Here is a 22,227-nt window from a genome sequence, read left to right on the forward strand (position 1 = left end):
AACCGCTCGCCCGGACTCACCCGTCCATCTTCAGCGCGGCGATGAACGCCTCCTGCGGAATCTCGACCTTGCCGAACTGGCGCATCTTCTTCTTGCCCGCCTTCTGCTTTTCGAGCAGCTTGCGCTTGCGGGTCGCGTCGCCGCCGTAGCATTTGGCGGTCACGTCCTTGCGCAGGGCGCGCACCGTTTCGCGCGCGATGATCTTGCCGCCGATCGCCGCCTGGATCGGGATCTGGAACATATGCGGCGGGATCAGCTCCTTGAGCTTTTCCACCATCGCCCTTCCACGCGCGTCGGCCCGGTCGCGATGCACCAGCATGGAAAGCGCGTCGACCGGCTCGGCGTTGACGAGGATCGACATTTTGACGAGATCGCCGACCTTGTAATCCGTGATGTTGTAGTCGAAGCTGGCGTAGCCTTTCGAAATCGACTTCAGCCGGTCGTAAAAATCGAACACCACCTCGTTCAGCGGCAGGTCGTAGGTCGCCATCGCGCGCTTGCCGACATAATTGAGATCGACCTGCACGCCGCGCCGGTCCTGGCAGAGCTTCAACACGGCGCCGAGATAATCGTCCGGCGTCAGGATGGTGGCCCTGATCCACGGCTCCTGGATTTCCTCGATCTTGGTCGGATCGGGCATGTCGGCCGGATTATGCAGTTCTATCGCCTCGCCGCCGCGCTCGACGATGCGGTAGACGACGGAAGGAGCGGTCGCGATCAGGTCGAGGTTGAATTCGCGCTCGAGCCGCTCCTGGATGATCTCGAGGTGCAACAGGCCGAGAAAGCCGCACCGAAAACCAAATCCGAGCGCCGCCGAGCTTTCCATCTCGTAGGAGAAGCTGGCGTCGTTGAGGCGCAGCCGTCCCATCGCCGCGCGAAGGTCGTCGAAATCGGCGGCGTCCACGGGAAACAGGCCGCAGAACACGACCGGCTGGGCCGGTTTGAAGCCCGGCAGAGCGGCGTCGCAGGCCTTGCGCTCGTCGGTGATCGTGTCTCCGACCCTCGTGTCGGCGACCTGTTTGATCTGCGCCGTGATGAAGCCGATCTCGCCGGGGCCAAGGACCGCGACATCCTGCATCTTGGGGCGGAAGACGCCAATCTTGTCGACCTCGTAATGCGCGTCGGCGGCGATCATCTTGATCTTCTGCCCCTTCTTCAGCGTGCCGTCGATGATGCGCACCATCACGACGACGCCGAGATAGGCGTCGTACCAGGAATCGACGAGGAGGGCCTTCAATGGCGCCGTCTCATCTCCTTTCGGCGCCGGGAGCCGCTTGACGATCGCCTCCAGCACGAGATCGATCCCGATGCCTGTTTTGGCCGAAATCAGCACCGCTTCGGACGCGTCGAGGCCGATCACGTCCTCGATCTGCTGCTTGATCCGGTCGGGCTCGGCGGCGGGAAGGTCGATCTTGTTCAGGACCGGCACGATCTCGTGCCCCGCGTCGAGCGCGTGATAGACATTGGCGAGGGTCTGCGCCTCGACGCCCTGGCTGGCGTCGACGACGAGGAGAGAGCCCTCGCAGGCGGCGAGGGAGCGCGAGACCTCGTAGGCGAAATCGACGTGGCCGGGCGTGTCCATCAGGTTGAGGATATAGGTCTTGCCGTCCTGCGCCTTGTATTCGAGCCGGACGGTCTGGGCCTTGATGGTGATGCCGCGCTCGCGCTCGATGTCCATCGAATCCAGCACCTGTTCGACCATGTCGCGCTCGGCGAGGGTTCCGGTCGTCTGGATCAGCCGGTCGGCGAGGGTCGATTTGCCATGATCGATATGCGCGACGATGGAAAAATTGCGGATGTTTTCGAACGGATGGATTGTCATTTGCGCCAGATAGCAGGGGCGCGCGGCGAAGGAAAGGCGGAGCGGACGCGAGGCGCCGGTGTAGCGCCGCCGGCGGAGGTCTGTTAACCCTTGAGCGAAGCCAATGCCCGCAGGCCAATAATGAACCAAACGCCATTTTGGGAGGCAGCTCCTCCTCCGGCCGCCCCGGCGCCGGCGGCCCGAAAGAGGCTCGAAGCGCTTTGGGCGAGGTTTTCGGACGCGCCGGCCTCCGGGCGTTACGCTGCGGGCGTCGCGGCGGCGGTCGCGGCGATTTTGCTTCGCGTTTCGCTCACGCCGCTTTGGGGCGATCATTTTCCGGATCTTTTTTTCTTTCCGGCGACTTTGTTTACGGCGCTCCTGGTGGGCTTGGGGCCCGGCCTGGCGTGCGTCGGTCTTTACGCATTCCTGGCGGCGATCTTCGTCAGCCCCATCGAGTCTTCCGCCGACATTGCCGGGCTCGCGGGCTCTGTCGCCGTGAATTGCCTGATCGCATGGCTCTCGGCCGCGCATCGAGCGGCCCTGCTGGAGGCGCGGACACAAAAGGCCGAGTTACGCCTGGCGACTCGGCTGGCTCGTGAAAACGAAGATAAATTCCGCATTCTGCTCGACGGCCTCGCCGATCATGCGGTTTCGCTGCTCGACGCGCAGGGCCGCGTCGTCAACTGGCATGACGCGGGAAGGCGCGTGCCCGGTTGGGCGCCGAAGGACTTGATCGGACAGCATGTCTGCGCCTTCTATCCTGCCGATCAAAGGGAGCTTGGGCGGCCCGACGCGGACCTTGAGACAGCGGCGAGGCTGGGCGTTTTCCGCGGCGAGAGCCAGCGCGTCGATCACGACGGCTCCTTGATCCTGACGGAGGTCGTAATAACGGCGCTTTTCGACGAGGCCGGCTCGTTGCGCGGCTTCGTCAAGATCGACCGCGACGTCACCGAACGCAAGAAGATCGAGGCCGCCCGCAGCGAAAAGGCCTTGCTGCAGGCCGTGCTCCAGAGTTCGCCCAACATCATTTTCGCGCAGGACCGCCAAGGCCGCGTCACCGTCGCCAACGCGGCCTATTTCGATTTCTTTGGCCGCAAACCCGAGCAGGTGATCGGCTTCAGCGTTTCGGCCTTTGTTCCGGACGAGGAAACCGTCCGGCAGATCCGTGAAATGGACGACCGGATCATGACCACCGGCGAGACGGCGCGATTCGACTGGAGCCACGGACCCGAAGGCGCGGAACGGGCCTATAGCGTCGCGCTCGCGCCAGTGCGCGCCGCCGATGGCTCAATCGACGGGCTGGTCGGCGTATTCACCGACATCACCGAGCACAAGACGACCGAGACGGCGTTGCGCGCCAGTGAGGAGCGGCTGCTGCATACCAGCCAACGGCTCAATGCGATCCTGGAGGCGGCTCCGGTCGGGATCGGCTTTTCCGAGGATGTCACCTGCCAGAAGATAAAAGGCAATCGGGCGCTGCTGGCGCAATTCGAGGCGAGCGCCGCGGATAACGTCTCGGCCAGCGCAGCCGACGCCTTGGCGCAGGGGCGGAAAATTCGCTATTGGCGCGAGGGCCGGGAACTCTCAGCCGAAGCCCTGCCGCTGCAACGCGCCGTCGCGGAAAACGCCCTTATTCCGGCGATGGAGTTCGAAGTCGAGCTTCCCAGCGGCAAACGCTGGTTTTGCGAAGGCCGCGGCGCGCCCGTGCTTGACGACGCCGGGCGCGTCATCGGCGGGATAGCGGTCACCGTCGACGTCACCGAACGCAAGCGCTACGACGAGCGCGTCAAGGTGCTGCTGGGCGAAGTCAACCATCGGGCGAAGAATTTGCTCGCGGTCGTGCAAGCCATCGCGCGCCTGACAATGAGGGGCACGGATTCAAACTTGTTCGTGCAGCAATTCGAGGAGCGGATCGCCGGTCTCGCGGTCTGCCAGGACCTCCTCGTCGCGAACGACTGGACGGGAGTCGATCTCTCCAATCTCGTCCGGACGCAGCTTGCTCACTACCTTGGACCCCAGATCGTCATCGCGGGCGCGCCGACGCGCGTCAACGTCGTCGCGGCGCAAACCCTCGGCATGTCGCTGCACGAACTGGGCACCAACGCAGTCAAATACGGCGCGCTCTCCGTCCCCGCCGGCGTCGTCCGCGTCGAATGGTCCGTTTTTGGCGGCGAAGGCGAGCCCCCCGTTTTTCGCCTGACCTGGTCCGAACATCATGGCCCGCCGCCAACGCCGCCGGCTCACCGGGGGTTTGGCCACAAGGTTCTGCTGCAGATGGCGCAACGCGCGCTCGACGCCGAAATCGCGCTCGATTTTCCTCAGTCGGGCCTTGTCTGGGAATTGACCGCGCGGGCCGACCGGATCATCGAGCCCGACGCCTCGCAATGAGAAGCCCGTCGCTTGAGCGATCCCGTCCGCCGGATGCTAGAGCATATTCCGATTGGATTGAATCAATCCAATCGACAAGAATATGCTCAAGCCTTTGATACTGGAGCGGTTTCTGATCGATCGCATGATTTCATGCGATCGGAAAGCGCTCTAGCGAGCCCTTGGATGCGCTGATTGATAGGCTTCGAGCAGGCGCGATGCGTCGACCGCCGTATAGATCTGGGTTGTCGAGAGGGAGGCGTGTCCCAGCAGTTCCTGGATCGTACGCAGATCGCCGCCGCGGCCCAGAAGATGCGTTGCGAAGGAATGGCGCAGCGCATGCGGGGTCGCCGATTGAGGCAAGGCCAGCGCGCCGCGCAATCTCTCGACCGTCAGCTGGATGATCCGCGGCGATAACGGCCCGCCTCGCGCGCCGACGAAAAGCGGCCCATCGGGCGCCAGCGGATAGGGGCAGAGCTCGAGATAGGCCTCGATCCCGCGCTGCACCGGCGCGATCACGGGCGTTTCGCGAATTTTCCGGCCCTTGCCGGTCACCCGCAAGCTGTCGCGCGCTCCGACCGGCGCGTCCTTCCGCAAGATGGCGAGAGCCTCGGAAATCCGCAGTCCGGCTCCATACAGCAAGCCAAGCACCGCCGCGTCGCGGGCGAGAACCCAGGCCGGACGGTCCTCCGCTCCCCTGACATCCGCCCTGACGACCTGTCGGGCGGCCTCGGCGGACAAAGGCTTCGGCAGCCGACGCGGGCTTTTCGGCGCGCGCAGCGCTGTGAAGGCCGCGGTCTTTCCCCTGCCGTTGCGCTCCAGATAGCGCGCGAACGAACGAAGCCCTGCAAGCTGGCGCAGCAACGATCTTCCGCAAGCGCCTGAACTTCGCCGCGCGGCCAAAAAAGCGCGCAGATCGGCCGGGGTCAGTGCGTTGATCATCGAAAGCGAGGGCGCGGCGCCGAGGTGAACCGCGGCGAAATCCAGAAACTGGCGCAGATCGCGAGAATAGGCGTCGAGCGTGTGGCGCGAGGCGCGGCGCTCGCCGGACAAATGAGTGAGCCAGGCGTCGGCGAGCGCCGCGAGTTCGGCGTCGGCGCATGGCGCCCGCCCGGCCGGCGCCGGATGGTCAAGGCGAGAGGTGGGGCGCAACGTCATGCCGATACATCGCGCCGGCGTCCTTAACAAATCATTGCGGCTTCGCGGCCCTACAGCACGAACCCGTTCTGCGCGGCGAGCTGGGCGAGGTCCGTCTGCGGGCGCGCGCCGATGTGCTGGATGATTTCCGCCGCCGCAAGGGCTCCCAGCCGGGCGCATGTTTCGAGATCCTTGCCTTTGGTCAGACCGGCAAGGAACCCGGCCGCGAAGAGATCGCCCGCGCCGGTCGTGTCGATCACGCGCTCGACGGGGAACGCCGGCGCCGTGACGACCTCCTGCGCGTTGACGACGACAGAGCCCTGTTCCGACCTTGTGACGACGGCGAGGATGTTCTCGGCCTGAAGCTGCGTCAGCGCCGTGTAGAAATCGGAGGTCTGGTAGAGAGAATGCAGCTCGCTTTCGTTGGCGAAGAGGATCTGCGCCGCGCCCGATCGGATGAGGCCGATGAATTCGTCGCGATAGCGGTCGACGCAAAAGGAATCCGACAGCGACAGGGCGACCCGTTGTCCGGCGGCGCGGGCGATTTTCGAGGCCTTGACGAAGGCGGCCTTCGCCTCGGGCGGGTCCCAGAGATAGCCTTCGAGATAGACGATGCTGGAGCGCCTGACCGTCTCCACGTCGACGTCGGTCTCGGTCAGGTTCTGAGCCGCGCCGAGAAAGGTGTTCATCGTGCGCTGGCCGTCCGGCGTGACCAGGACGAGGCAGCGCGCGCTCGCCGGTCCGTCGCTGGCGGGCGCCGTCGAAAACCCGATTTTCGAGGCGCGGATGTCGTGGGCGAACATGCCGCCGAGTTCGTCGGACTTCACTTTGCCGATGAAGGCGGCGCTGCAGCCAAGGCTTGCAAGCCCGATGATCGTGTTCGCCGCCGAACCTCCGGAGACGATCGTCGCCGGCGCCATCGCCCGGTACAGCTCTTCGGCGCGGGCTTCGTCGATCAGCGTCATCGCGCCCTTGTTCAGGCCCTGCTTCAGCAGGAAATCGTCGTCGGCGAGGCTGATCACGTCGACGATCGCGTTTCCAAGGCCCAGAACGTCGTAGCGGGAAGACGGCATCAAAGTACTCCGGACAAGGCGCTTCCCGGTCGCCGGAGATCGCGCTGCGAAAAGGAAAAGCTGGAGATCAAGCGCCGCATTTAGGCTGCGCCGCAGCCCTTCGGCAACCCCGTCGTCCGGCAATTATTGAGCGCCGCTCCCGCGCCCGCGGCCGACGATAAAAGCCGAGAGGGCGGAAAGCGCCGCGAAAATCGCGACGCCCGCCAGGGAAACGAGAGTCAGCGCCGCGAACATGCGAGGGATGTTCAGCCTGTAACCCGCTTCGACGATGCGGAAAGCGAGACCGGCGCTCTTCCCCGAGGCGCCGGCGGCGAGTTCGGCGGCGATCGCGCCGATCAGGGCAAGGCCGCCGCCGATGCGAAGACCGCCGAGGAAATAGGGCAGGGCGGCGGGCAGCCGCAACAGCGTCAGGGTTTGCCAGCGTGAGGCGCGGTACAGCGCGAAAAGATCGACGAGGTTTTTGTCGGCGGAGGCGAGGCCGAGCGCGGTGTTTGACAGGATCGGGAAAAACGCGACGAGAAAGGCGCAGACCAGCACGGCGCTCGACGCGTCGAGATAGATCAGCAGCAAGGGCGCGATGGCGATGATTGGTGTCACCTGCAGCACGATCGCGAACGGCAGGAACGAACGCTCGACCCATTTCCATTGCGCGAACAAAATCGCGAGGCCGGCGCCGCCGATGACCGCCAGGGCCAGCGCTTCTATCGTCGTCCACAGGGTGGTCATGAGCGCCGGCAACAAAATCGCCCGGTCCGACGCCAGCGTCGCCGCGACGAGGCTTGGCGCCGGCAGGACATAGGGCGGGATGGCGTTGATGCGGACGATGGCCTCCCAGGCGGCGAGCGCTGCGCTGAACGCCAGCAGAGGCGGGCCATAAAGCCTCGCCCAGTGCGACAGCCTCTCGCCCGGCGTCATATTGAGGCCTCGCCGGCGCCAGAGCCGCGCAAGGCGGCGGAGACCTTCTCGCAGCAGCGCGCGTAGGCGGCGCTCAACCGGAAGCGTTCGTCGCGTTCGACGCCGCCGGCGGGTTCGATCTCCGCGATAATCCGGCCGGGGTTCGCGCCCATCACCGCGATGCGGCTCGACAGGTAGACGCTTTCAAAGACAGAATGCGTGACGAAGACGACCGTCGCTCCGAGTTCGGCCTGCAGCCGCAGGAGATCGTCGTTGAGGCGGGAGCGGGTCATCTCGTCGAGCGCGGCGAAGGGCTCGTCCATCAACAAAAGCAAGGGGCGCAGAACGAGCGCGCGGGCGATCGAGACCCGCATGCGCATGCCGCCGGACAATTCGCGCGGAAAGGCTTCGGCGGAACCCGAAAGCCCGACCAGCGCCAGCGCCTCGCGCACGGGCGTCTTTGCGCCGGCTCTGGTCTGGCCGCGCAGGCGCAGCGGCAGGTAAACATTGTCGAAGACGTTCGCCCAGGGCATCAGGGTCGGCTCCTGAAAGACGAATCCGACCGCGGCGCCGACATCGTCGAAGCCGCGCGAGATTGTTCCAGCTGAGGCCGTCTCGAGACCGGCGACGAGGCGCAGGACCGTCGATTTGCCGCAGCCGGAAGGGCCGAGCAAACTCACGAATTCGCCGGCGCGGACCTCGAGGTCGACGCCGGCAAGCGCCTCCCCTCCCGGAGCGAAGGTCTTGCCGACCCCGCGCAAGGAGACGAGGACCCGGGGCTTCACTTCCTGCAACATGGCGATGCGCCCCTGGCTTGAGGCCTCAGGGGCGGCCGAGATCGAGCCCCACGCCCTTGTTGACGAATTGCAGCGTATAGGCGCGCCGATAGTCAAGGTCCGGTTTGAAGAGCCCCGCCTGCGTCATCTTTTCGAAAAAGCTCTTCACGCGTTCATCCCTCATCGCGCCGATGCCGAGCGTCAGGGAATCGCCCGAGTCGACGATGCCGAATTCTTTCATCTTCTCGCGCGAATAGGCGAGCTGGGCGTCGCCGATGTCGGGGTTGTCGCGCTTGATCAGCGCATTGGCGCCCGAATTGTCGCCATGGATATAATTGCGCCAGCCGATGATGGAGGCGTCGACGAAACGCTGAACGAGGCCGGGGTTCCTCTCGATCAAGGCCTGCGTCGTCTCGATGGTCGTCGAATAGGAATCATAGCCGTGGTCGGCGATCAGAAACACGTTCGGCCTGAAACCGCCCTGGCGCTCGATCTCGAACGGTTCGGACGTCGCGTAGCCTTGCTGGATCGCATGCGCGTCGGCGATGAAGGGCGCCGAATTGAACGTGTAGGGTTTGACGTTTTCCTCTTTAAAGCCATAGGCCGTCTTCAACCATTGGAAGACCGAGACGAAGGCGTCCTTGCCGATGAACGCGGTCGCCCCTGGCAGATCCTCGAGGCGGTCGAGTCCGGCGCCAGGGTGCGACATCAGGATGAACGGATCTTTCTGAAACATCGCCGCGACGGCGACGATGGGCACGTTCTCCTTCACCGCGTCGAAGGCCTGAATGAGATTGGCGCCGAGGTTGAAGTCGATTTTGCCGGTCGCGAGAAGCAGCTTGTTGTTGGCGTTGGGGCCGCCCTGCAGGATGGCGACGTCGAGCCCGTATTTCTTGTAGGTGCCGTCGGCCTTGGCCTGATAGAAGCCGCCATGTTCGGCCTCGGCGAGCCAGTTGGTGGCGAAGGTCACCTTGTCGAGGGCGAGCGCGGCGCTGGGGGCGAGAGCTGCGACGAGGGCGGCGATGGCCGTGGCGAGGGCGAAATGAGAAAAGTGCTTTTTCAATCCGGACACCTGCACGCTCGTGTGTGACGCCAGAGGCGCCGCCTCTTTTTTTCACGTCGTCCGCCGCGCCGCAATGGCCCCTTCGCCGCGGGCCGCGAAAACCGGGAGGTTTTCGGAACAGGCGCCGCGGACTAACATGCGGGCTGGCGATATCGAGCCCGCAGCGTGATCTGCGCCCGCCAGCGGCTCCGCGACAAGGATGACCTGATGCCAGCCACACGATTTTGGGCCGAGATGACCTGGACCGACATCCAGGAAGCCGACATGGCGAAAACCATCGCCGTCCTGCCGCTCGCGGCGATCGAGCAGCATGGCCCGCATCTCCCGCTCGGCGTCGATGCGTTCATCATGGACGGCTATATCGCGAAGGTCGCCGCGCGTCTGCCGGACGGACTGCCGGTCCTGTTTCTCCCGGTCCAGACCTGCGGCTGCTCGGTCGAGCATTCCGATTTTCCCGGGACGCTCAGCATTTCCGCCTCGACGCTCATTTCCGCCTGGACGGAGCTTTGCGAATGCGTCTACCGGGCGGGCTGCCGCAAACTCGTCCTTTTGAACTCGCATGGCGGCAATTCGGCAATCCTCAACATCCTCGCGCATGATCTGCGCGCGCGGCTCGGAATGCTCGTCGTGACGGCGTCGTGGAGCAGGTTCGGCGCGCCGGACGGGCTGTTTCCGGCCGGGGAACAGACGCACGGCGTCCACGCCGGGGAAATCGAAACCTCGCTCATGCTGGGCTTCAGGCCCGATCTCGTGCGCTTCGAGAAGGCCGAGGACTTCGTCCCGGCGAGCATCGCCATGGAAAGCGATTTCAACTGGCTCCGCCCGGGGCGCCCCACGGGCTTTGGCTGGATGGCGCAGGATCTTTCACATTCGGGCGCGATGGGCGACGCCCTCGCCGCGAGCGCGGAAAAGGGCGAGGCCTGCGCCGACTATGGCGCAACCGCTTTCGTTGAATTGCTACAGGACATTGAGGGATTCGAGATCGAGGGCTTCGATTCAAGGCTCAAGGGCGGGCCTCCGTTTTAAAGCGTGTTCCGATCGCAGGGAATCATGCGATCGATCAGAAATCGCTCCGGGGTTGAAAGCTTGAGCATATCCTCGTCGATGGGATTGATTCATTCCCATCGGGAGATGCTCCAGAGCCCGCCCCGCGCAGGCGGTCCTGCAAGCCTTCAGGCAAAGTCTTCAGGCGAAGTCTTCAAGTCTTCAGGCGCGCAGCACCTTCTCAAGGCGCAACGCGCTGGCGCCGTCCTCGTAATAATCGTCGATGATTGCGAAGCGGCAATAGCCGCTTTGTTCGTAGAGCCGGATCGCCCTCGAATTGTCGGTCCGGACCTCGAGGCGCATGGTCATGGCGCCGCGCGCCTTCGCGGCCCGTTCGCTGGAATGCAGCAATTGGCGGCCTAACCCGCGCCCGTGAGCGGAAGGGTCGAGGGCGATGGAATAGAGCCGGCCGCGAAAGGAATTCTTGCGAAACCCGATGAGACTGTAGCCCGCGATGCGCCCGCCGGAATCGAGCGCGAGGAGGATCGCCGTTTTCGCGGTGAGGAAATAACGCAGGCTGCGGCGCGACAGCCGGTCTCCGTCGAACACTTTGTTTTCGATCGCCTCGATGGCGTCAAGATCTTCAATCCGCGCCGGACGCACGGCGGCGGCTTGCGTCCCCGCGCCTAACTGGCGCGCCAAGGGAAAGTCCAGGTCTCGGTCAGGGCGCGGGAGCCGGATCGCAGGAACGCGCGCAGATCTGTCGACTGACCGGGCTCAAGCTGAACGTCGATGGCGGCGCGAAATCCCTTGGTGTGGGGATTAGGCACGATGAACGAGCGCACGATCTTGCCCTGGCTTGTCGAGGGGACGACCTCGACAAGCTGGGGATCGGAAAAGTAGTAGCGAAGGTCGTCGCCGACGAAATCGATGATGAATCGCCGGGAGCCCGGATTTATGGGTTCGGGCGATCCGAGCGCGGCGGCGGTCGTCTGGTAGGTGTTCAGCGTGCGCCCGTTGGGGGAGAGCTTGGCCGGATTGAGGCTGGCGATGAGGCGATAGCCGTAATTGAAGGGTTTATTGGGCTCGGGCGAGTCCTTTGGCTGAAACGTCGCGACGATATTGTCGCTGGTCTCGTGCCCGGTCGGCAGTTCGACGAGATCGACGCGGCCTTCGCCCCAGTTCTCCCTCGGCTCGACGAAATAGCTTGGCCGCATTTCGTAGGCGAGATCGAGATCCTGGTAATGGTCGAAGTCGCGGTCGCGCTGCAGCAGGCCGAAGCCGCGGATGTCCTTGTCGAGGAAGCTCGAGACCTCCGGCTTCGGCGGATTGCGCAACGGCCGCCAGATCCACTCGCCGGTCCCCGAATGCATGAGGAGGCCGTCCGAATCGTGAAGTTCGGGCCGGAAGTCGCTGCTGAAACGGTGATCGTTTTCGCCGATGAAAAACATCGAGGTGAGCGGAGCGAGACCGAACTTGACGCCGGGCTTGCGGGGAAACAGCGTCACCGACGCTTCAATGGCGGTGTCGACGCCGGGATAGATGTCGAAGCGGAAGGCTCCGGTCGTCGAATCGCCGTCGAGCAGAGCGTAGACCGTGGCGCGGTCGGCGCCGCTCTCGGGCGTTTCGATCCAGAATTCGCGGAAAAACGGAAACTCCTCGGCTTCGGTCCCGGCGTTGACGGCGAGCGCCCGGGCCGACATCCCGTAGCGCTGGTCGCGGCCCAGCACGCGGAAATAACTTGCGCCAAGGAAGGCGATCACTTCATCGAAAACCTTGGGCGCGTTCAGGGGATAGTGCAGGCGGAATCCGGCGAAGCCGAGGTTCACCGGCAAGGGCTTGTCGAGCTTGGTGCGTCCGTAGTCGAAAAGATTCGCCGAATAGGGGATCGGCGTCGGAATGCCGTCGCGAATGGTGTTGATCGTCACTGGCCGGCGGTAGAGATGGCCAAGGTGAAACAACTGGAGTTGAAACGAGTCGCCGATCGGGAACGCTTTGTCCGGACGAAACCGCAAATCGCGCCAGGCGTCGAAATCGAGTTTGTTCAAGGCGTCGGGAAGCGGCGGCGCGACCGGTTCGAAAGGCGCCGCCGCAAGGTCGCGCGCGCGCCGCACGACATCGTCGAATTCGAATTTGCCGGGAGGCGCCGGCGGCGGCGGGCTCCGGTTGGGCGCCGGGGCCGCCGACAAAGGCGACGCTCCGCTCACAAACGCGGTCGATGCGACAAGGCGCTGGACCAGCGCGCGGCGGCTAATTTCGGTCATGAGCTGCTGAGCATGAGACGCGGAAGGAGGGGGTTGCCGTGGGGTGGGGCATTCAAGGTCCGGAGGCCGGTGGACGCCATTCGAAGGGGTGTGACCCGGCCGAGGGTTACTTACCTTTTCGCCGCGCGGCAAGGCGGCTCCGCCTTTTTGCATTGCATTATGGAAAAACAATGATTGATTTTCGGATAGGCGCGCCGGGATGGGCCGGGGGTGATGCAAAGATTCAACACCTTCGGCCGGACCAGCGGCCGGGGGGCTATTTTTTCAAAAAAACGCTTGTAATGCGCGAAGAATCGCATATCTCTCGCCTTGCCCAATTTCGCACGTGCCTGTGGTCGTGTGTCGGTTGGCGGGGATCCGGACAAGAGGCCGGTTAACCGCCGAATAAAAACCGGCAGCCGGAGGCGAACCGGCGAACCCCGCCAAACGGGGGACGCGACTTAAAGCAACGACGGACCGGGCTTTTTCGTCTCTGCCAGTCTCCAAAGCTGGCGTACCGAAGAGGCTAGTCTATCTTGCCGGGCGTGCGGAGCGGACTTTCCACTCCAAACGAAGGTTGTTCACGTCAGGGATGACGCTCGTGCGTCCTATCCCCGTCGAGAATGTCCAACGGCGCAGCATCAGACCGTTCGCGTCCTGCGGGACTTTGTCCCGTTGGAACGTGGTCGGTCGCGATTGGCGGGTCAACTGAAACGGTCGCGCATCCACAGCGCGAGCGGTCCTTCAGCATCGCCTATCACCCCGAAGCTTTTTCGTTCCGGCGCGGTCAAACGCGCCCTTCGAAGGGATGCCGCGATGACCGATCGTATCCTGGAGTTTCTCCGCAATCGCCGTGAAGACGGCCCCTGCCTCGTGCTCGACCTTGACGTCGTGCGCGAAAATTACATGTCCTTCTCCCGGGCGATGCCGGACACGCGCGTATTCTACGCGGTCAAGGCGAATCCCGATCCGAACGTGCTGGAGCTGCTGGCCGGCCTCGGCTCGTGCTTCGACACGGCGTCCGTCGTCGAGATCGAGCAAGTCCTGGCGAGCGGCGCGAGCGCGGACCGCATCAGCTTCGGCAACACGATCAAGAAGGAGCGCGACATTTTGCGCGCCTATCAGCTTGGCGTGCGCCTGTTTGCCGTGGATTGCGAAGCCGAGGTCGAGAAGATCGCCCGGGCCGCTCCCGGCTCCAGGGTGTTCTGCCGTCTGCTTTGCGACGGCGCCGGCGCCGAATGGCCGCTGTCGCGCAAATTCGGCTGCGATCCCGAAATGGCGCCGCGGGTTCTCGAACACGCCCACCGGCTTGGACTGACCGCTTTCGGGCTGTCGTTTCATGTCGGATCGCAACAGCGCAATCCGGGCATGTGGGACGGCGCCCTGAAGACGGCGGCGACGATTTTCCGCGACCTCGCAGAGCGTGGAATCGTGTTGCAGATGGTCAATCTCGGGGGCGGGTTCCCGACGCGCTATTTGAAGAACGTTCCGGCCGTGAAAGCCTATGCGCAGTCGATCACGCGTTCCCTTCATAAGCACTTCGGCAACCAGATTCCCGAAACGATCATCGAACCGGGCCGCGGCATGGTCGGCAACGCCGGCGTCATCGAGGCCGAAGTTGTTTTGATCTCGAAGAAGGCCGACGCCGACAAGGTGAAATGGGTCTATCTGGACATCGGCAAGTTCAATGGCCTCGCCGAGACGATGGACGAGATGATCCGCTATCCGATCAGGACCGCCTTCGACGGCGATTCGACGGAGCCTTGCGTTCTGGCCGGCCCGAGCTGCGACAGCGTCGACGTCCTCTACGAGAAGGAGCCTTACTTCCTTCCCGTGAGTCTCGAGATCGGTTCGAAAGTGCTGATCGAGGGAACCGGCGCCTACACGACGACCTATTCGTCGGTCGGATTCAACGGCTTCCCGCCGCTCAAATCCTACGTGATCTGAGCCGCGCGGCCCGGAATCCGCGGCCGGAGGGCGCATCCCTCCGGCAATGCCCCTTCCCTGATTGTCCCGGCCGGCGGGCGAAGCTCGTTCATTCGAGCCTTCGCTTGGTGCGAGGGTCGTCGCGCATCCCGGCGTCGCTCCCGTTGGAGGCTCAGATGACCTTGACTTTGAACAACGGCGCAAACGGCGCCGCCGTTTTCGGCGGACGGTTCGGCGAGCGCGCCATCGAGATTTTGGACGAGGCGCCCTCCGACGTCTTCGCGCGCGAGGCCCTGCTCGACGCGGCCTTTGGCGCGTCCCGCTTCAGGAAGACCGCGGAACGCCTGCGGCGCGGACGCTTGCCCGCGCGGGGTCTTGCTTTTGCGGCGAAGGACGCGGGCGCGCTCGTCGGAACCGTGCGGCTTTGGTCGATCGAGGCGGGCGATGTCCCCGCCTTGCTTTTGGGGCCGATCGCCGTGGCGCAGACGCATCGCTCGCGCGGAATTGGCCGCAGGCTGATGGCGGAAAGCCTGTTTCACGCCTGTGTCGGCGGACATTCCGCGGTTCTGCTCGTCGGCGACGCGCCCTATTACGAGGCGTTTGGATTTTCGCGGCGTCATACGTTACAGCTGTCGCTTCCCGGCCCGGTGGACGAGGCGCGCTTCCTCGGGCTCGAACTCAGATCCGGCTCGCTGGCGCAAGCGAAAGGTCTGGTGCGTCCGACCGGCGCGATCGACCTCAACGAATTCCGCCGCGCGGCCTGAACCGGCGTCACGGGATGAGCGCGCGGCCTTGCGCCGCCGCTGTCATAAAACCTGCGTCATTTGCTGGCGTGCTGCCCTTCGCCGGGTCTCCTTTATGAGCGCGGCGGTCTTTTCGCGCCGCCCGCGGCGCCAAGCGTTTATGTTTCGGAGGTGAATGAATGTCGAACTGGCCCGTTCATGGGGAAATATCCGGCCCGATCGTGATGATCGGCTTCGGCTCGATCGGCCGCGGCGTGCTGCCGCTCATCGAACGCCATTTCAGGTTCGACAAGTCGCGATTCACCGTCATCGATCCCAATGACAAGGACCGGCGGCTTCTCGACGAGCGGGGGATCGCTTTCATCAAGCAGGCGGTCACGCGCGAGAATTTCGTCGGATTGCTGAAGCCGCTGCTGACCAAGGGGCCGGGGCAGGCGTTCGTCGTCAATCTGTCGGTCGATGTGTCGTCGAGCGCGATCATGCGCCTTTGCCATGAAATCGGCGCGCTCTACATCGACACCGTCGCGGAGCCGTGGCTGGGGTTCTACACCGATACGCGCCTCACCATGACGGAGCGCTCCAACTACGCCCTGCGGGAAGGCGTCCTCGATCTGCGACGCGCGCTTGGAGCGGGGCCGACCGCGGTGTCGTGCTGCGGCGCCAATCCCGGCATGGTGTCCTGGTTCGTCAAACAGGCGCTGCTCAATGTCGCGACCGACTGCGGAATCGACGCCGGCTCGCCGGCGACCCGCGAAGACTGGGCCCGGCTCGCGCATAAAACCGGCGTCAAGGGCATCCATATCGCCGAACGCGACACCCAGCGCGCGAAATCACCGAAGCCGATGGGCGTGTTCGTCAACACCTGGTCCGTCGAAGGCTTCATCTCGGAAGGCCTGCAACCCGCCGAACTCGGCTGGGGCACGCATGAAAAGCATATGCCCGTCGAGGGCAAGCGCCATCCTTTCGGTCCCGATTGCGCGATCTATCTGATGCGGCCGGGCGCCGGAACGCGGGTGCGCTCCTGGACGCCGACCGCGCAAGCCCAGCACGGCTGGCTGATCACCCACAATGAGGCGATCTCGATCTCGGACTATTTCACCCTCCGCGAAGGCGATGACGTCGTCTACCGGCCGACCTGCCACTACGCCTATCGGCCAGCCGACGACGCGGTTCTTTCGCTCGAGGAAATGGCCGGGGCGCAATGGCGTCCGCAGGAACGCAACCACATTCTGGAGGAGGACGAGATCATCGACGGAATCGACGAACTCGGCGTTCTGCTCTACGGCCATGCGAAGAATGCCTATTGGTATGGATCGCAGCTCTCCATAGAGGAAACCCGGCGGATCGCGCCCTACCAGAACGCCACCGGGCTGCAGGTGACCTCCGCCGTGCTCGCCGGCATGGTGTGGGCGCTCGAGAATCCTCAGGCGGGCATCGTCGAAGCCGACGAGGTCGATTTCCGCCGCTGCCTCGAGGTTCAGTCGCCCTATCTCGGGCCGGTCATCGGGCAATACACCGACTGGACCCCGATCAAGGATCGCGGGGTTCTGTTTCCCGAGGACATCGACACGGAAAGCCCGTGGCAGTTCAAGAACGTGATCGTGCGATAAGCGCCCGGCCGGCCCCGCTTTGCGCGAAGCAATTGCGCGCGCGGAGCCGGCAAACTCGCTGTTACGTTGCGCGCGTTTGAAGCCCATCGTGGAGCAATCGCCAGAGCATATTCCGATCGGATTGAATCGATCTGATCGGTTTTGAAACTGGAGCGATTTATGATCGATCGCATGAATTCAAGCGATCGATCTGGTCCAAGGGGAGCTCATGAAGTCCGCCTGCATCGCCATCCTTCTCCTCCTTGCGCCATCGGCGGCTTTCGCGGACCGGCAGGCCGCGGACGCCTGCGCCGCCAGCCTGACTTCAGATTCATCTGCGATTTATCGCGCGACCGTCGCGCGGATCTCGCCTGGCGTCGATGTGCGTGACATTGTCAGGAGCGTGACGCGCGCAATGGTGATGTCGGGGACTCTCGACCGCGCTGGAGCAAAACCCGCGGCGGAGGCCGCCGGGGCCTGCCTTAAATTGTTAAGACATTAAGCACACATTTCGCCGCGATCTGGTCGTCTCCTCGAGGCCAGGCGGCGCGGGACGATTTGCGCGATCACTCTATTTATAACGCGATATTCAACGCGATCACTTTTTCAAAAGACATCATGTTTAAAAAGACATCATGGAGCTAGATCTCAGTTTTACGCAGCTTGAACGGCTTCTCGACTGGGCTCCGAACCGCGTCGTGGGCGCCGTCCTCCCGCTCATCCTTGTCGCCATTCTCGCCGAAATTCTGGTCATCCAGACGCGAGGCGGCCACTATCCCTGGAAAGGCAGCCTCGTTTCGGCGGCGATCGCCATCGGACATGCTCTCGCTCAGGCGCTGGCGAATGGTCTGATCCTCGGACTCTTCGCCGCGACGATTTACCATTTCCGCATTTTCACGATCGACGTTTCCTTCAGCGACATCCCGGCGCTGCTGGCTCTTTTTGTGCTGACCGATTTCGCTTTCTATTGGGAGCATCGCTTTTCGCATACGGTGCGTTTCATGTGGGCGTCGCACAGCGTGCACCACAGCGTCGAACGCATGGTTCTGACGGCGGCGTTTCGGCTCGCCTGGACGCCGATCCTGTCCGGCGTGTTCCTGTTCTACCTGCCGCTGGTCTGGATCGGTTTTGCACCCCAATGGGTCTTCGGAATGGCCTCGGCCAGCCTGACCTACCAGATTTTCGTTCATACCGAGCTCGCCCCGCGCGTCGGCTGGCTGGAGCTGGTTCTCAACACGCCTTCAGCGCATCGGGTCCACCATGCGAGCAACAAGGAATATCTCGATAAGAATTTCGGCGGCGTTCTGCTGATCTGGGATCATCTGTTCGGCACCTATCAGTCCGAGCGCTCGGACATCCAGATCGCCTATGGCTTGACCAAACCGCGCTCCGCGCCCGCCAACCCCTTTGTCGTCGCGTATGAGGAATTGTGGCGGCTCGGCCTCGATGTTGTTCGCGCGCAAACCTGGCGGGAGCGATGGAGCCGTATGTGGGGGCCACCTTGAGGCCCGTCCGCAAGCGCTGATGGATCAGCGTACTGGTTCGGGCGGCTAACCCTTGTAAGCCACCAGCAAGGCCCCGGCGCCGATCAGCCCGACGCCGAGCCAGTTCGGCGCCGAGAGACGCTCGCCCAGAAACGCGACCGCGAAAATCGCGACGAGGACGGTCGAGAGCTTGTCGATCGGCGCGACCCGCGCCGCGTCGCCAAGTTTCAGCGCCCGGAAATAGCAAAGCCACGACGCGCCCGTCGCGAGCCCCGAGAGGATCAAAAAGACATAGGTCCGGGGCGCGATCGAGTTCAACGGCTGGAACTGCTCCGTCGCGGCGAGAAGTCCGCCCAGCGCCAGCACGATGACGATCGTGCGGAAGAACATCGCGAAATCGGAATTGACCTTCTCGACGCCGACTTTCGCGAAGATCGCGGTCAAAGCGGCGAAACTCGCCGAGGCCAGCGCCCAGAACAGCCAGGACGCCGCCCAGTCCTTCATTACTGTCCGCCCTCGCTGGCGGCGAGCTGCTCGGCCTGATGGTGGGTGATCAGCGCGTCGATCACTTCATCGAGCGCTTCGCCAGTGATGATCTTTTCGAGTTTGTAGAGCGTGAGGTTGATGCGGTGGTCGGTCAGCCGGCCTTGCGGAAAATTGTAGGTGCGGATGCGTTCCGAACGATCGCCGGAGCCAACCTGGGAGCGCCGGTCCGCGGCGCGTTCGGCGTCGAGTTTCTGCCGCTCAGCGTCGTAGATTCGCGAGCGGAGCAGAGACATGGCGCGGGCGCGGTTCTTGTGCTGCGAACGTTCGTCCTGGACGAAGATGATGGTGCCGGTCGGGATGTGGGTGATCCGGATCGCCGATTCGGTCTTGTTGACATGCTGGCCGCCGGCGCCCTGCGCCCGCATCGTGTCGATCTTCAGGTCCGCCTCGTTGATGTCGACATCGACCTCTTCGGCTTGCGGCAGAACCGCGACGGTCGCGGCGGACGTGTGAATCCGTCCCTGCGTCTCCGTGTCCGGCACGCGCTGCACCCGATGGGTTCCCGACTCGAACTTGAGCCGTGCGAACACGCCGCGTCCGGCGATTTCGGCGATGATTTCCTTGAACCCCCCCGCGGTTCCCTCGCTCGCCGAGAGGATCTCCACCTTCCAGCCCTTGAGTTCGGCATAGCGCTGATACATGCGGAAGAGATCGCCGGCGAACAGCGCGGCCTCGTCGCCGCCGGTTCCCGCGCGCACTTCGAGGATGGCGTTTTTCTCGTCGGCCGCGTCCTTCGGCAGAAGCGCGATCTTCAGCTCCTGCTCAAGCTCCGCCAGCCGCGCCTGCGCCGCGCGCAATTCGTCTTCGGCGAGGCCGCGCATCTCCGCGTCGAGCGCGGAATCGGCCAGCATGGCATGAAGCCCTTCGACCTCGCTGGTCTGGGCGCGATGGCCGCGGATGGCTGAGGCGACGTCGTCGAGGGTCGCGAGTTCGCGCGACAGGGCGACGAAGACGGCAGGGGCAGGCGCCTCGGTCAGGCGGGACGAGATTTCCTCGTGACGGCGCAGGATGAGGTCGAGTTTGTCTTGCGGCAACATGGCTGGCGGTTCTGAAACAGGTTCCTGAAAGGCGAACCGCACCAAGTAGCATGTCTGGCGCGACATTGGCCGGTTTTTTGGCCTCGCCCGGTTGCGCTGGAGCATATTCCGATCGGATTGAATCAATCCAATCGAGAAGAATATGCTCAAGCTTTTGACTCTGGAGCGATTTCTGATCGATCGCATGACTTCATGCGATCGGAAAGCGCTCTAGACAGGGATGTCGTGCGCTTCCGCGAACTGGCGCAGCCGCTCGCGCAGCGAATGGCCGCCGGTCAGTTCGTCCATGAGGCTCAAAACGAACGCCTCCGCCTTGCCGAGATCGGTGGCGAGGAGCATCGCCTTGACCGGACCTATGGAGGCCGCGGACATCGAAAGGGCGCGATATCCAAGCGCCATCAGCGCCATGGCCTCGAGCGGCTTGCCGCCGATTTCGCCGCAGAGCGCCAAGGGTGTGCCCGCGGCGTTCGCCTTGTCGGCGATGAATTTCAACGCGCGCAACACCGGCGGCGACAGAGCGTCAAATCGCGACGCGACCCGCTTGTTGTCGCGGTCGGCGGCGTAAAGATACTGGATGAGATCGTTCGACCCGACCGAGAGAAAATCGACGCGCTGGCAGACCTCGTCGAGCTGCCACAGCATGGAGGGAACCTCGATCATGACGCCAAGCTTTAACTCGGCGGGCGGCTGCCGGTTGTGGCGCAGCATATGGGCGAGCTCGCGGTCCACGAGCGCTTTGGCGGACTCATATTCCTCCAGCGTCGAGATCATGGGGAACATGATGCGCATGACCCGCCCCGCTCCTGCGCGAAGGAGCGCGCGCAATTGCGTGCGCAGCAGTCCAGGGCGGTCGAGGCCGATCCGGATCGCCCGCCAGCCGAGCGCGGGATTTTCCTCCTCGATCTTGGTCATGTAGGGCAGGATTTTGTCCGAACCTATGTCGAGGGTGCGGAACGTGATCTCCCGGCCCCCCACAGCTTCGATGGCGCTCCGGTAAAGTCTCTCCTGCTCCTCCAGTTTTGGGAAACGTGAGGCCAGCATGAACTGAAGCTCGGTCCGGAACAGCCCGACCGAGACCGCGCCGGTCTCGGCGACATGCTGCAGGTCGACGAGAAGCCCGGCGTTCATGTGAAGGTCAATCGCGACGCCGTCCATCGAGACGGCGGGCACATCGCGCAGCCGGTGGTACTGCTCCTGCCGGCGGGCGCGCAGGCGGGCCTTTTCGGCGTAGGAGTTCTGGATGTCCGGCGGCGGCCGGACATGGACGTCGCCCGCGACGCCGTCGACGATCACGGCGTCGCCGGGCTCCACGAAATCGATGATGTTCTCGACCTCGCCGACGGCGGCGATGCCCAGCGCTCGGGCGACGATCGCGACATGGCTGCCAAGACCGCCGTCCTCGAGAACGAGGCCGCGAATCTTCGAGCGGTCATATTCCAGCAGCGCGGCCGGTCCCATGTTGCGCGCGACGATGATCGCATTCTCGGGCAGATCCTCGTGATGCACGACGAGACTCTGGCCGGTGAGCTGATGCAGCAGCCTGTTGGCCAGATCGTCGAGATCGTGAAGACGCTCGCGCATGAACGGTTCGGTGCGCCGCTGCAGTTTCGCGCGGGCGTCGTTTTGCACGCGTTCGACCGCGGCCTCGGCGGTGAGGCCCGTGGTCACGGCTTCGCGCAGGCGGCGCATCCAGCCGCGGTCATGCGCGAACATCCGGAACGTCTCAAGAACGTCGCGATGCTCGCCCGGGCCCATATTGCGGCTTTCGATCAGCGTATCGATCGAATCGCGCATGGCGCCGATCGCTTTTTCCAGCCGCGCCATCTCGACGCTGATGTCTTCGGCGATCAGCTGCTTGATGATGATGCGCGGCTCATGTAGCACGACATGGCCGAGCCCGACGCCCTCGGCGATCGCGGTTCCCTTGAGGGCGAGGGGCCGGCGCAAGGCGATGTCGATGCCCGGAAGGACCAGCGATTGCAGTTCGCCCGAGGCGATCATTTCGGCGAGCAGCATCGAGGTCGTCTGCAGCGCCTCGACCTCTTCCTCGGAATAGATTCGCCGCACCTTGTTCTGCACGACGAGCACGCCAAGCGTATTGCCGCCGCGCAGGATCGGCACGCCAAGGAACGAGGAGAAGATTTCTTCGCCCGTTTCCGGCCGGTACAGGAACGAGGGATGCCGCTGGGCGTCGATCAACGCGAGCGGTTCGGCCGTCTCGGCGATGCGTCCGACAAGCCCTTCTCCGGTCCGCAGCATGGTCAAATGCACGGCTTCGCGGTTCAGGCCTTCCGTGGCGTAGAGCTCCAGCCAGCCGTCGGCGCGCAGAACATAGACCGAACAAACCTCGGCGACCATGTTCGCCGCGATGTGAACGACGATCTTGTCCAGACGAGCCTGTGGGCTGACCGGTTCCGCCATGACTTCGCGGAGCCGGCGGAGCAGCAGGCGGGGGCCGCCAAGCGCGCCGTACATAGGCGTTTCCTGTTCAGGCTTGAGAGCCTCGGTGTCGTTCATCGGCAAGCCAAGATGGTCCATTGGATCGCGCTGCGTGGCCGATGGCA

18 protein-coding genes are annotated in these 22,227 nt (G+C 64.0%); 7 read left to right on the forward strand and 11 right to left on the reverse strand.

The features are described from left to right. Nucleotides 1-16: 16 nt before the first annotated feature. Nucleotides 17-1,822, reverse strand: a complete 1,806-nt coding sequence (gene lepA, locus BM177_RS11735; protein ID WP_091682618.1) for a translation elongation factor 4 — start codon at nucleotides 1,820-1,822, stop codon at nucleotides 17-19. Between the two features lie 120 nt (nucleotides 1,823-1,942). Here lepA and BM177_RS11740 point away from each other — a divergent pair, with 120 nt between their 5' ends. Continuing rightward, on the forward strand, nucleotides 1,943-4,189 hold the full coding sequence (locus BM177_RS11740) for a PAS domain S-box protein (RefSeq protein ID WP_091682502.1): 2,247 nt from the start codon (nucleotides 1,943-1,945) through the stop codon (nucleotides 4,187-4,189). Nucleotides 4,190-4,339: 150 nt separating this feature from the next. Here BM177_RS11740 and BM177_RS11745 read toward each other — a convergent pair whose 3' ends face one another. The 5 genes from BM177_RS11745 to BM177_RS11765 form a co-directional block, all read right to left on the reverse strand. Continuing rightward, entirely contained in the window at nucleotides 4,340-5,326 is a 987-nt protein-coding gene (locus BM177_RS11745; RefSeq protein ID WP_091682505.1) for a tyrosine recombinase XerC, read from the reverse strand. Between the two features lie 50 nt (nucleotides 5,327-5,376). After that, nucleotides 5,377-6,378, reverse strand: a complete 1,002-nt coding sequence (locus BM177_RS11750; protein WP_091682621.1) for an adenosine kinase — start codon at nucleotides 6,376-6,378, stop codon at nucleotides 5,377-5,379. A 123-nt stretch (nucleotides 6,379-6,501) separates the two neighbouring features. After that, complete coding sequence (locus BM177_RS11755; RefSeq protein WP_091682507.1) at nucleotides 6,502-7,293, reverse strand: ABC transporter permease; 792 nt, start codon at nucleotides 7,291-7,293, stop codon at nucleotides 6,502-6,504. Next, nucleotides 7,290-8,069 (reverse strand): ABC transporter ATP-binding protein, encoded by a 780-nt coding sequence (locus BM177_RS11760; protein ID WP_091682509.1) that lies wholly within the window; start codon nucleotides 8,067-8,069, stop codon nucleotides 7,290-7,292. Before BM177_RS11760 ends, BM177_RS11755 begins: the two co-directional genes overlap by 4 nt. A 25-nt stretch (nucleotides 8,070-8,094) precedes the next feature. Continuing rightward, nucleotides 8,095-9,120 carry an ABC transporter substrate-binding protein gene (locus BM177_RS11765; RefSeq protein ID WP_425284393.1) on the reverse strand — a complete coding sequence of 342 codons (1,026 nt, stop codon included), beginning with the start codon at nucleotides 9,118-9,120 and terminating at the stop codon, nucleotides 8,095-8,097. A 198-nt stretch (nucleotides 9,121-9,318) separates the two neighbouring features. Between BM177_RS11765 and BM177_RS11770 the strand changes: the two genes are divergently transcribed. Then, nucleotides 9,319-10,137 (forward strand): creatininase family protein, encoded by an 819-nt coding sequence (locus BM177_RS11770; protein ID WP_091682626.1) that lies wholly within the window; start codon nucleotides 9,319-9,321, stop codon nucleotides 10,135-10,137. A 180-nt stretch (nucleotides 10,138-10,317) separates the two neighbouring features. Here the strand turns inward: BM177_RS11770 and BM177_RS11775 are convergent, their stop codons facing one another. Both BM177_RS11775 and BM177_RS11780 read right to left on the reverse strand, forming a co-directional pair. Next, nucleotides 10,318-10,797, reverse strand: a complete 480-nt coding sequence (locus tag BM177_RS11775; RefSeq protein ID WP_244532278.1) for a GNAT family N-acetyltransferase — start codon at nucleotides 10,795-10,797, stop codon at nucleotides 10,318-10,320. Then, entirely contained in the window at nucleotides 10,782-12,359 is a 1,578-nt protein-coding gene (locus BM177_RS11780) for an OpgD/OpgG family glucan biosynthesis protein (RefSeq protein WP_091682512.1), read from the reverse strand. Before BM177_RS11780 ends, BM177_RS11775 begins: the two co-directional genes overlap by 16 nt. A 795-nt stretch (nucleotides 12,360-13,154) precedes the next feature. On the opposite strand from BM177_RS11780, the gene BM177_RS11790 reads away from it, so the two are divergent. The 5 genes from BM177_RS11790 to BM177_RS11810 all read left to right on the forward strand — a co-directional run bounded on the left by BM177_RS11790 (nucleotide 13,155) and on the right by BM177_RS11810 (nucleotide 18,101). Continuing rightward, nucleotides 13,155-14,285, forward strand: coding sequence for a type III PLP-dependent enzyme (locus tag BM177_RS11790; RefSeq protein WP_091682633.1), 1,131 nt, complete (start codon nucleotides 13,155-13,157; stop codon nucleotides 14,283-14,285). A 155-nt stretch (nucleotides 14,286-14,440) separates the two neighbouring features. Further along, entirely contained in the window at nucleotides 14,441-15,028 is a 588-nt protein-coding gene (locus BM177_RS11795; protein ID WP_091682516.1) for a GNAT family N-acetyltransferase, read from the forward strand. Nucleotides 15,029-15,186: 158 nt separating this feature from the next. Next, nucleotides 15,187-16,617, forward strand: a complete 1,431-nt coding sequence (locus BM177_RS11800) for a homospermidine synthase (RefSeq protein WP_091682519.1) — start codon at nucleotides 15,187-15,189, stop codon at nucleotides 16,615-16,617. Nucleotides 16,618-16,825: 208 nt separating this feature from the next. Then, complete coding sequence (locus BM177_RS11805) at nucleotides 16,826-17,098, forward strand: hypothetical protein (RefSeq protein ID WP_091682521.1); 273 nt, start codon at nucleotides 16,826-16,828, stop codon at nucleotides 17,096-17,098. A gap of 133 nt (nucleotides 17,099-17,231) precedes the next feature. After that, nucleotides 17,232-18,101 (forward strand): sterol desaturase family protein, encoded by an 870-nt coding sequence (locus BM177_RS11810; RefSeq protein WP_091682524.1) that lies wholly within the window; start codon nucleotides 17,232-17,234, stop codon nucleotides 18,099-18,101. A 45-nt stretch (nucleotides 18,102-18,146) separates the two neighbouring features. Here the strand turns inward: BM177_RS11810 and BM177_RS11815 are convergent, their stop codons facing one another. The 3 genes from BM177_RS11815 to ptsP all read right to left on the reverse strand — a co-directional run bounded on the left by BM177_RS11815 (nucleotide 18,147) and on the right by ptsP (nucleotide 22,138). Next, nucleotides 18,147-18,584, reverse strand: a complete 438-nt coding sequence (locus BM177_RS11815; RefSeq protein WP_091682526.1) for an EamA family transporter — start codon at nucleotides 18,582-18,584, stop codon at nucleotides 18,147-18,149. Next, the gene (prfA, locus tag BM177_RS11820; protein ID WP_091682636.1) at nucleotides 18,584-19,663 is read right to left on the reverse strand and encodes a peptide chain release factor 1; all 1,080 of its coding nucleotides are present in this window, start codon (nucleotides 19,661-19,663) and stop codon (nucleotides 18,584-18,586) included. The genes BM177_RS11815 and prfA overlap by 1 nt, the downstream gene beginning before the upstream one ends. Before the next feature lie 210 nt (nucleotides 19,664-19,873). After that, the gene (gene ptsP / locus BM177_RS11825) at nucleotides 19,874-22,138 is read right to left on the reverse strand and encodes a phosphoenolpyruvate--protein phosphotransferase (RefSeq protein ID WP_091682638.1); all 2,265 of its coding nucleotides are present in this window, start codon (nucleotides 22,136-22,138) and stop codon (nucleotides 19,874-19,876) included. Nucleotides 22,139-22,227 lie beyond the last annotated feature (89 nt).

It is taken from the genome of Methylocapsa palsarum, from assembly GCF_900114285.1.
Classification (GTDB): domain Bacteria; phylum Pseudomonadota; class Alphaproteobacteria; order Rhizobiales; family Beijerinckiaceae; genus Methylocapsa; species Methylocapsa palsarum.

Coding starts and splice junctions, on each gene's coding strand:
- lepA (WP_091682618.1), bottom strand. CDS start 1,822: ATGACAATCCATCCGTTCGAAAACATCCGCAATTTTTCCATCGTCGCG.
- BM177_RS11740 (WP_091682502.1), top strand. CDS start 1,943: ATGAACCAAACGCCATTTTGGGAGGCAGCTCCTCCTCCGGCCGCCCCG.
- BM177_RS11745 (WP_091682505.1), bottom strand. CDS start 5,326: ATGACGTTGCGCCCCACCTCTCGCCTTGACCATCCGGCGCCGGCCGGG.
- BM177_RS11750 (WP_091682621.1), bottom strand. CDS start 6,378: ATGCCGTCTTCCCGCTACGACGTTCTGGGCCTTGGAAACGCGATCGTC.
- BM177_RS11755 (WP_091682507.1), bottom strand. CDS start 7,293: ATGACGCCGGGCGAGAGGCTGTCGCACTGGGCGAGGCTTTATGGCCCG.
- BM177_RS11760 (WP_091682509.1), bottom strand. CDS start 8,069: ATGTTGCAGGAAGTGAAGCCCCGGGTCCTCGTCTCCTTGCGCGGGGTC.
- BM177_RS11770 (WP_091682626.1), top strand. CDS start 9,319: ATGCCAGCCACACGATTTTGGGCCGAGATGACCTGGACCGACATCCAG.
- BM177_RS11780 (WP_091682512.1), bottom strand. CDS start 12,359: ATGACCGAAATTAGCCGCCGCGCGCTGGTCCAGCGCCTTGTCGCATCG.
- BM177_RS11790 (WP_091682633.1), top strand. CDS start 13,155: ATGACCGATCGTATCCTGGAGTTTCTCCGCAATCGCCGTGAAGACGGC.
- BM177_RS11795 (WP_091682516.1), top strand. CDS start 14,441: ATGACCTTGACTTTGAACAACGGCGCAAACGGCGCCGCCGTTTTCGGC.
- BM177_RS11800 (WP_091682519.1), top strand. CDS start 15,187: ATGTCGAACTGGCCCGTTCATGGGGAAATATCCGGCCCGATCGTGATG.
- BM177_RS11805 (WP_091682521.1), top strand. CDS start 16,826: ATGAAGTCCGCCTGCATCGCCATCCTTCTCCTCCTTGCGCCATCGGCG.
- BM177_RS11810 (WP_091682524.1), top strand. CDS start 17,232: ATGGAGCTAGATCTCAGTTTTACGCAGCTTGAACGGCTTCTCGACTGG.
- BM177_RS11815 (WP_091682526.1), bottom strand. CDS start 18,584: ATGAAGGACTGGGCGGCGTCCTGGCTGTTCTGGGCGCTGGCCTCGGCG.
- prfA (WP_091682636.1), bottom strand. CDS start 19,663: ATGTTGCCGCAAGACAAACTCGACCTCATCCTGCGCCGTCACGAGGAA.
- ptsP (WP_091682638.1), bottom strand. CDS start 22,138: ATGTACGGCGCGCTTGGCGGCCCCCGCCTGCTGCTCCGCCGGCTCCGC.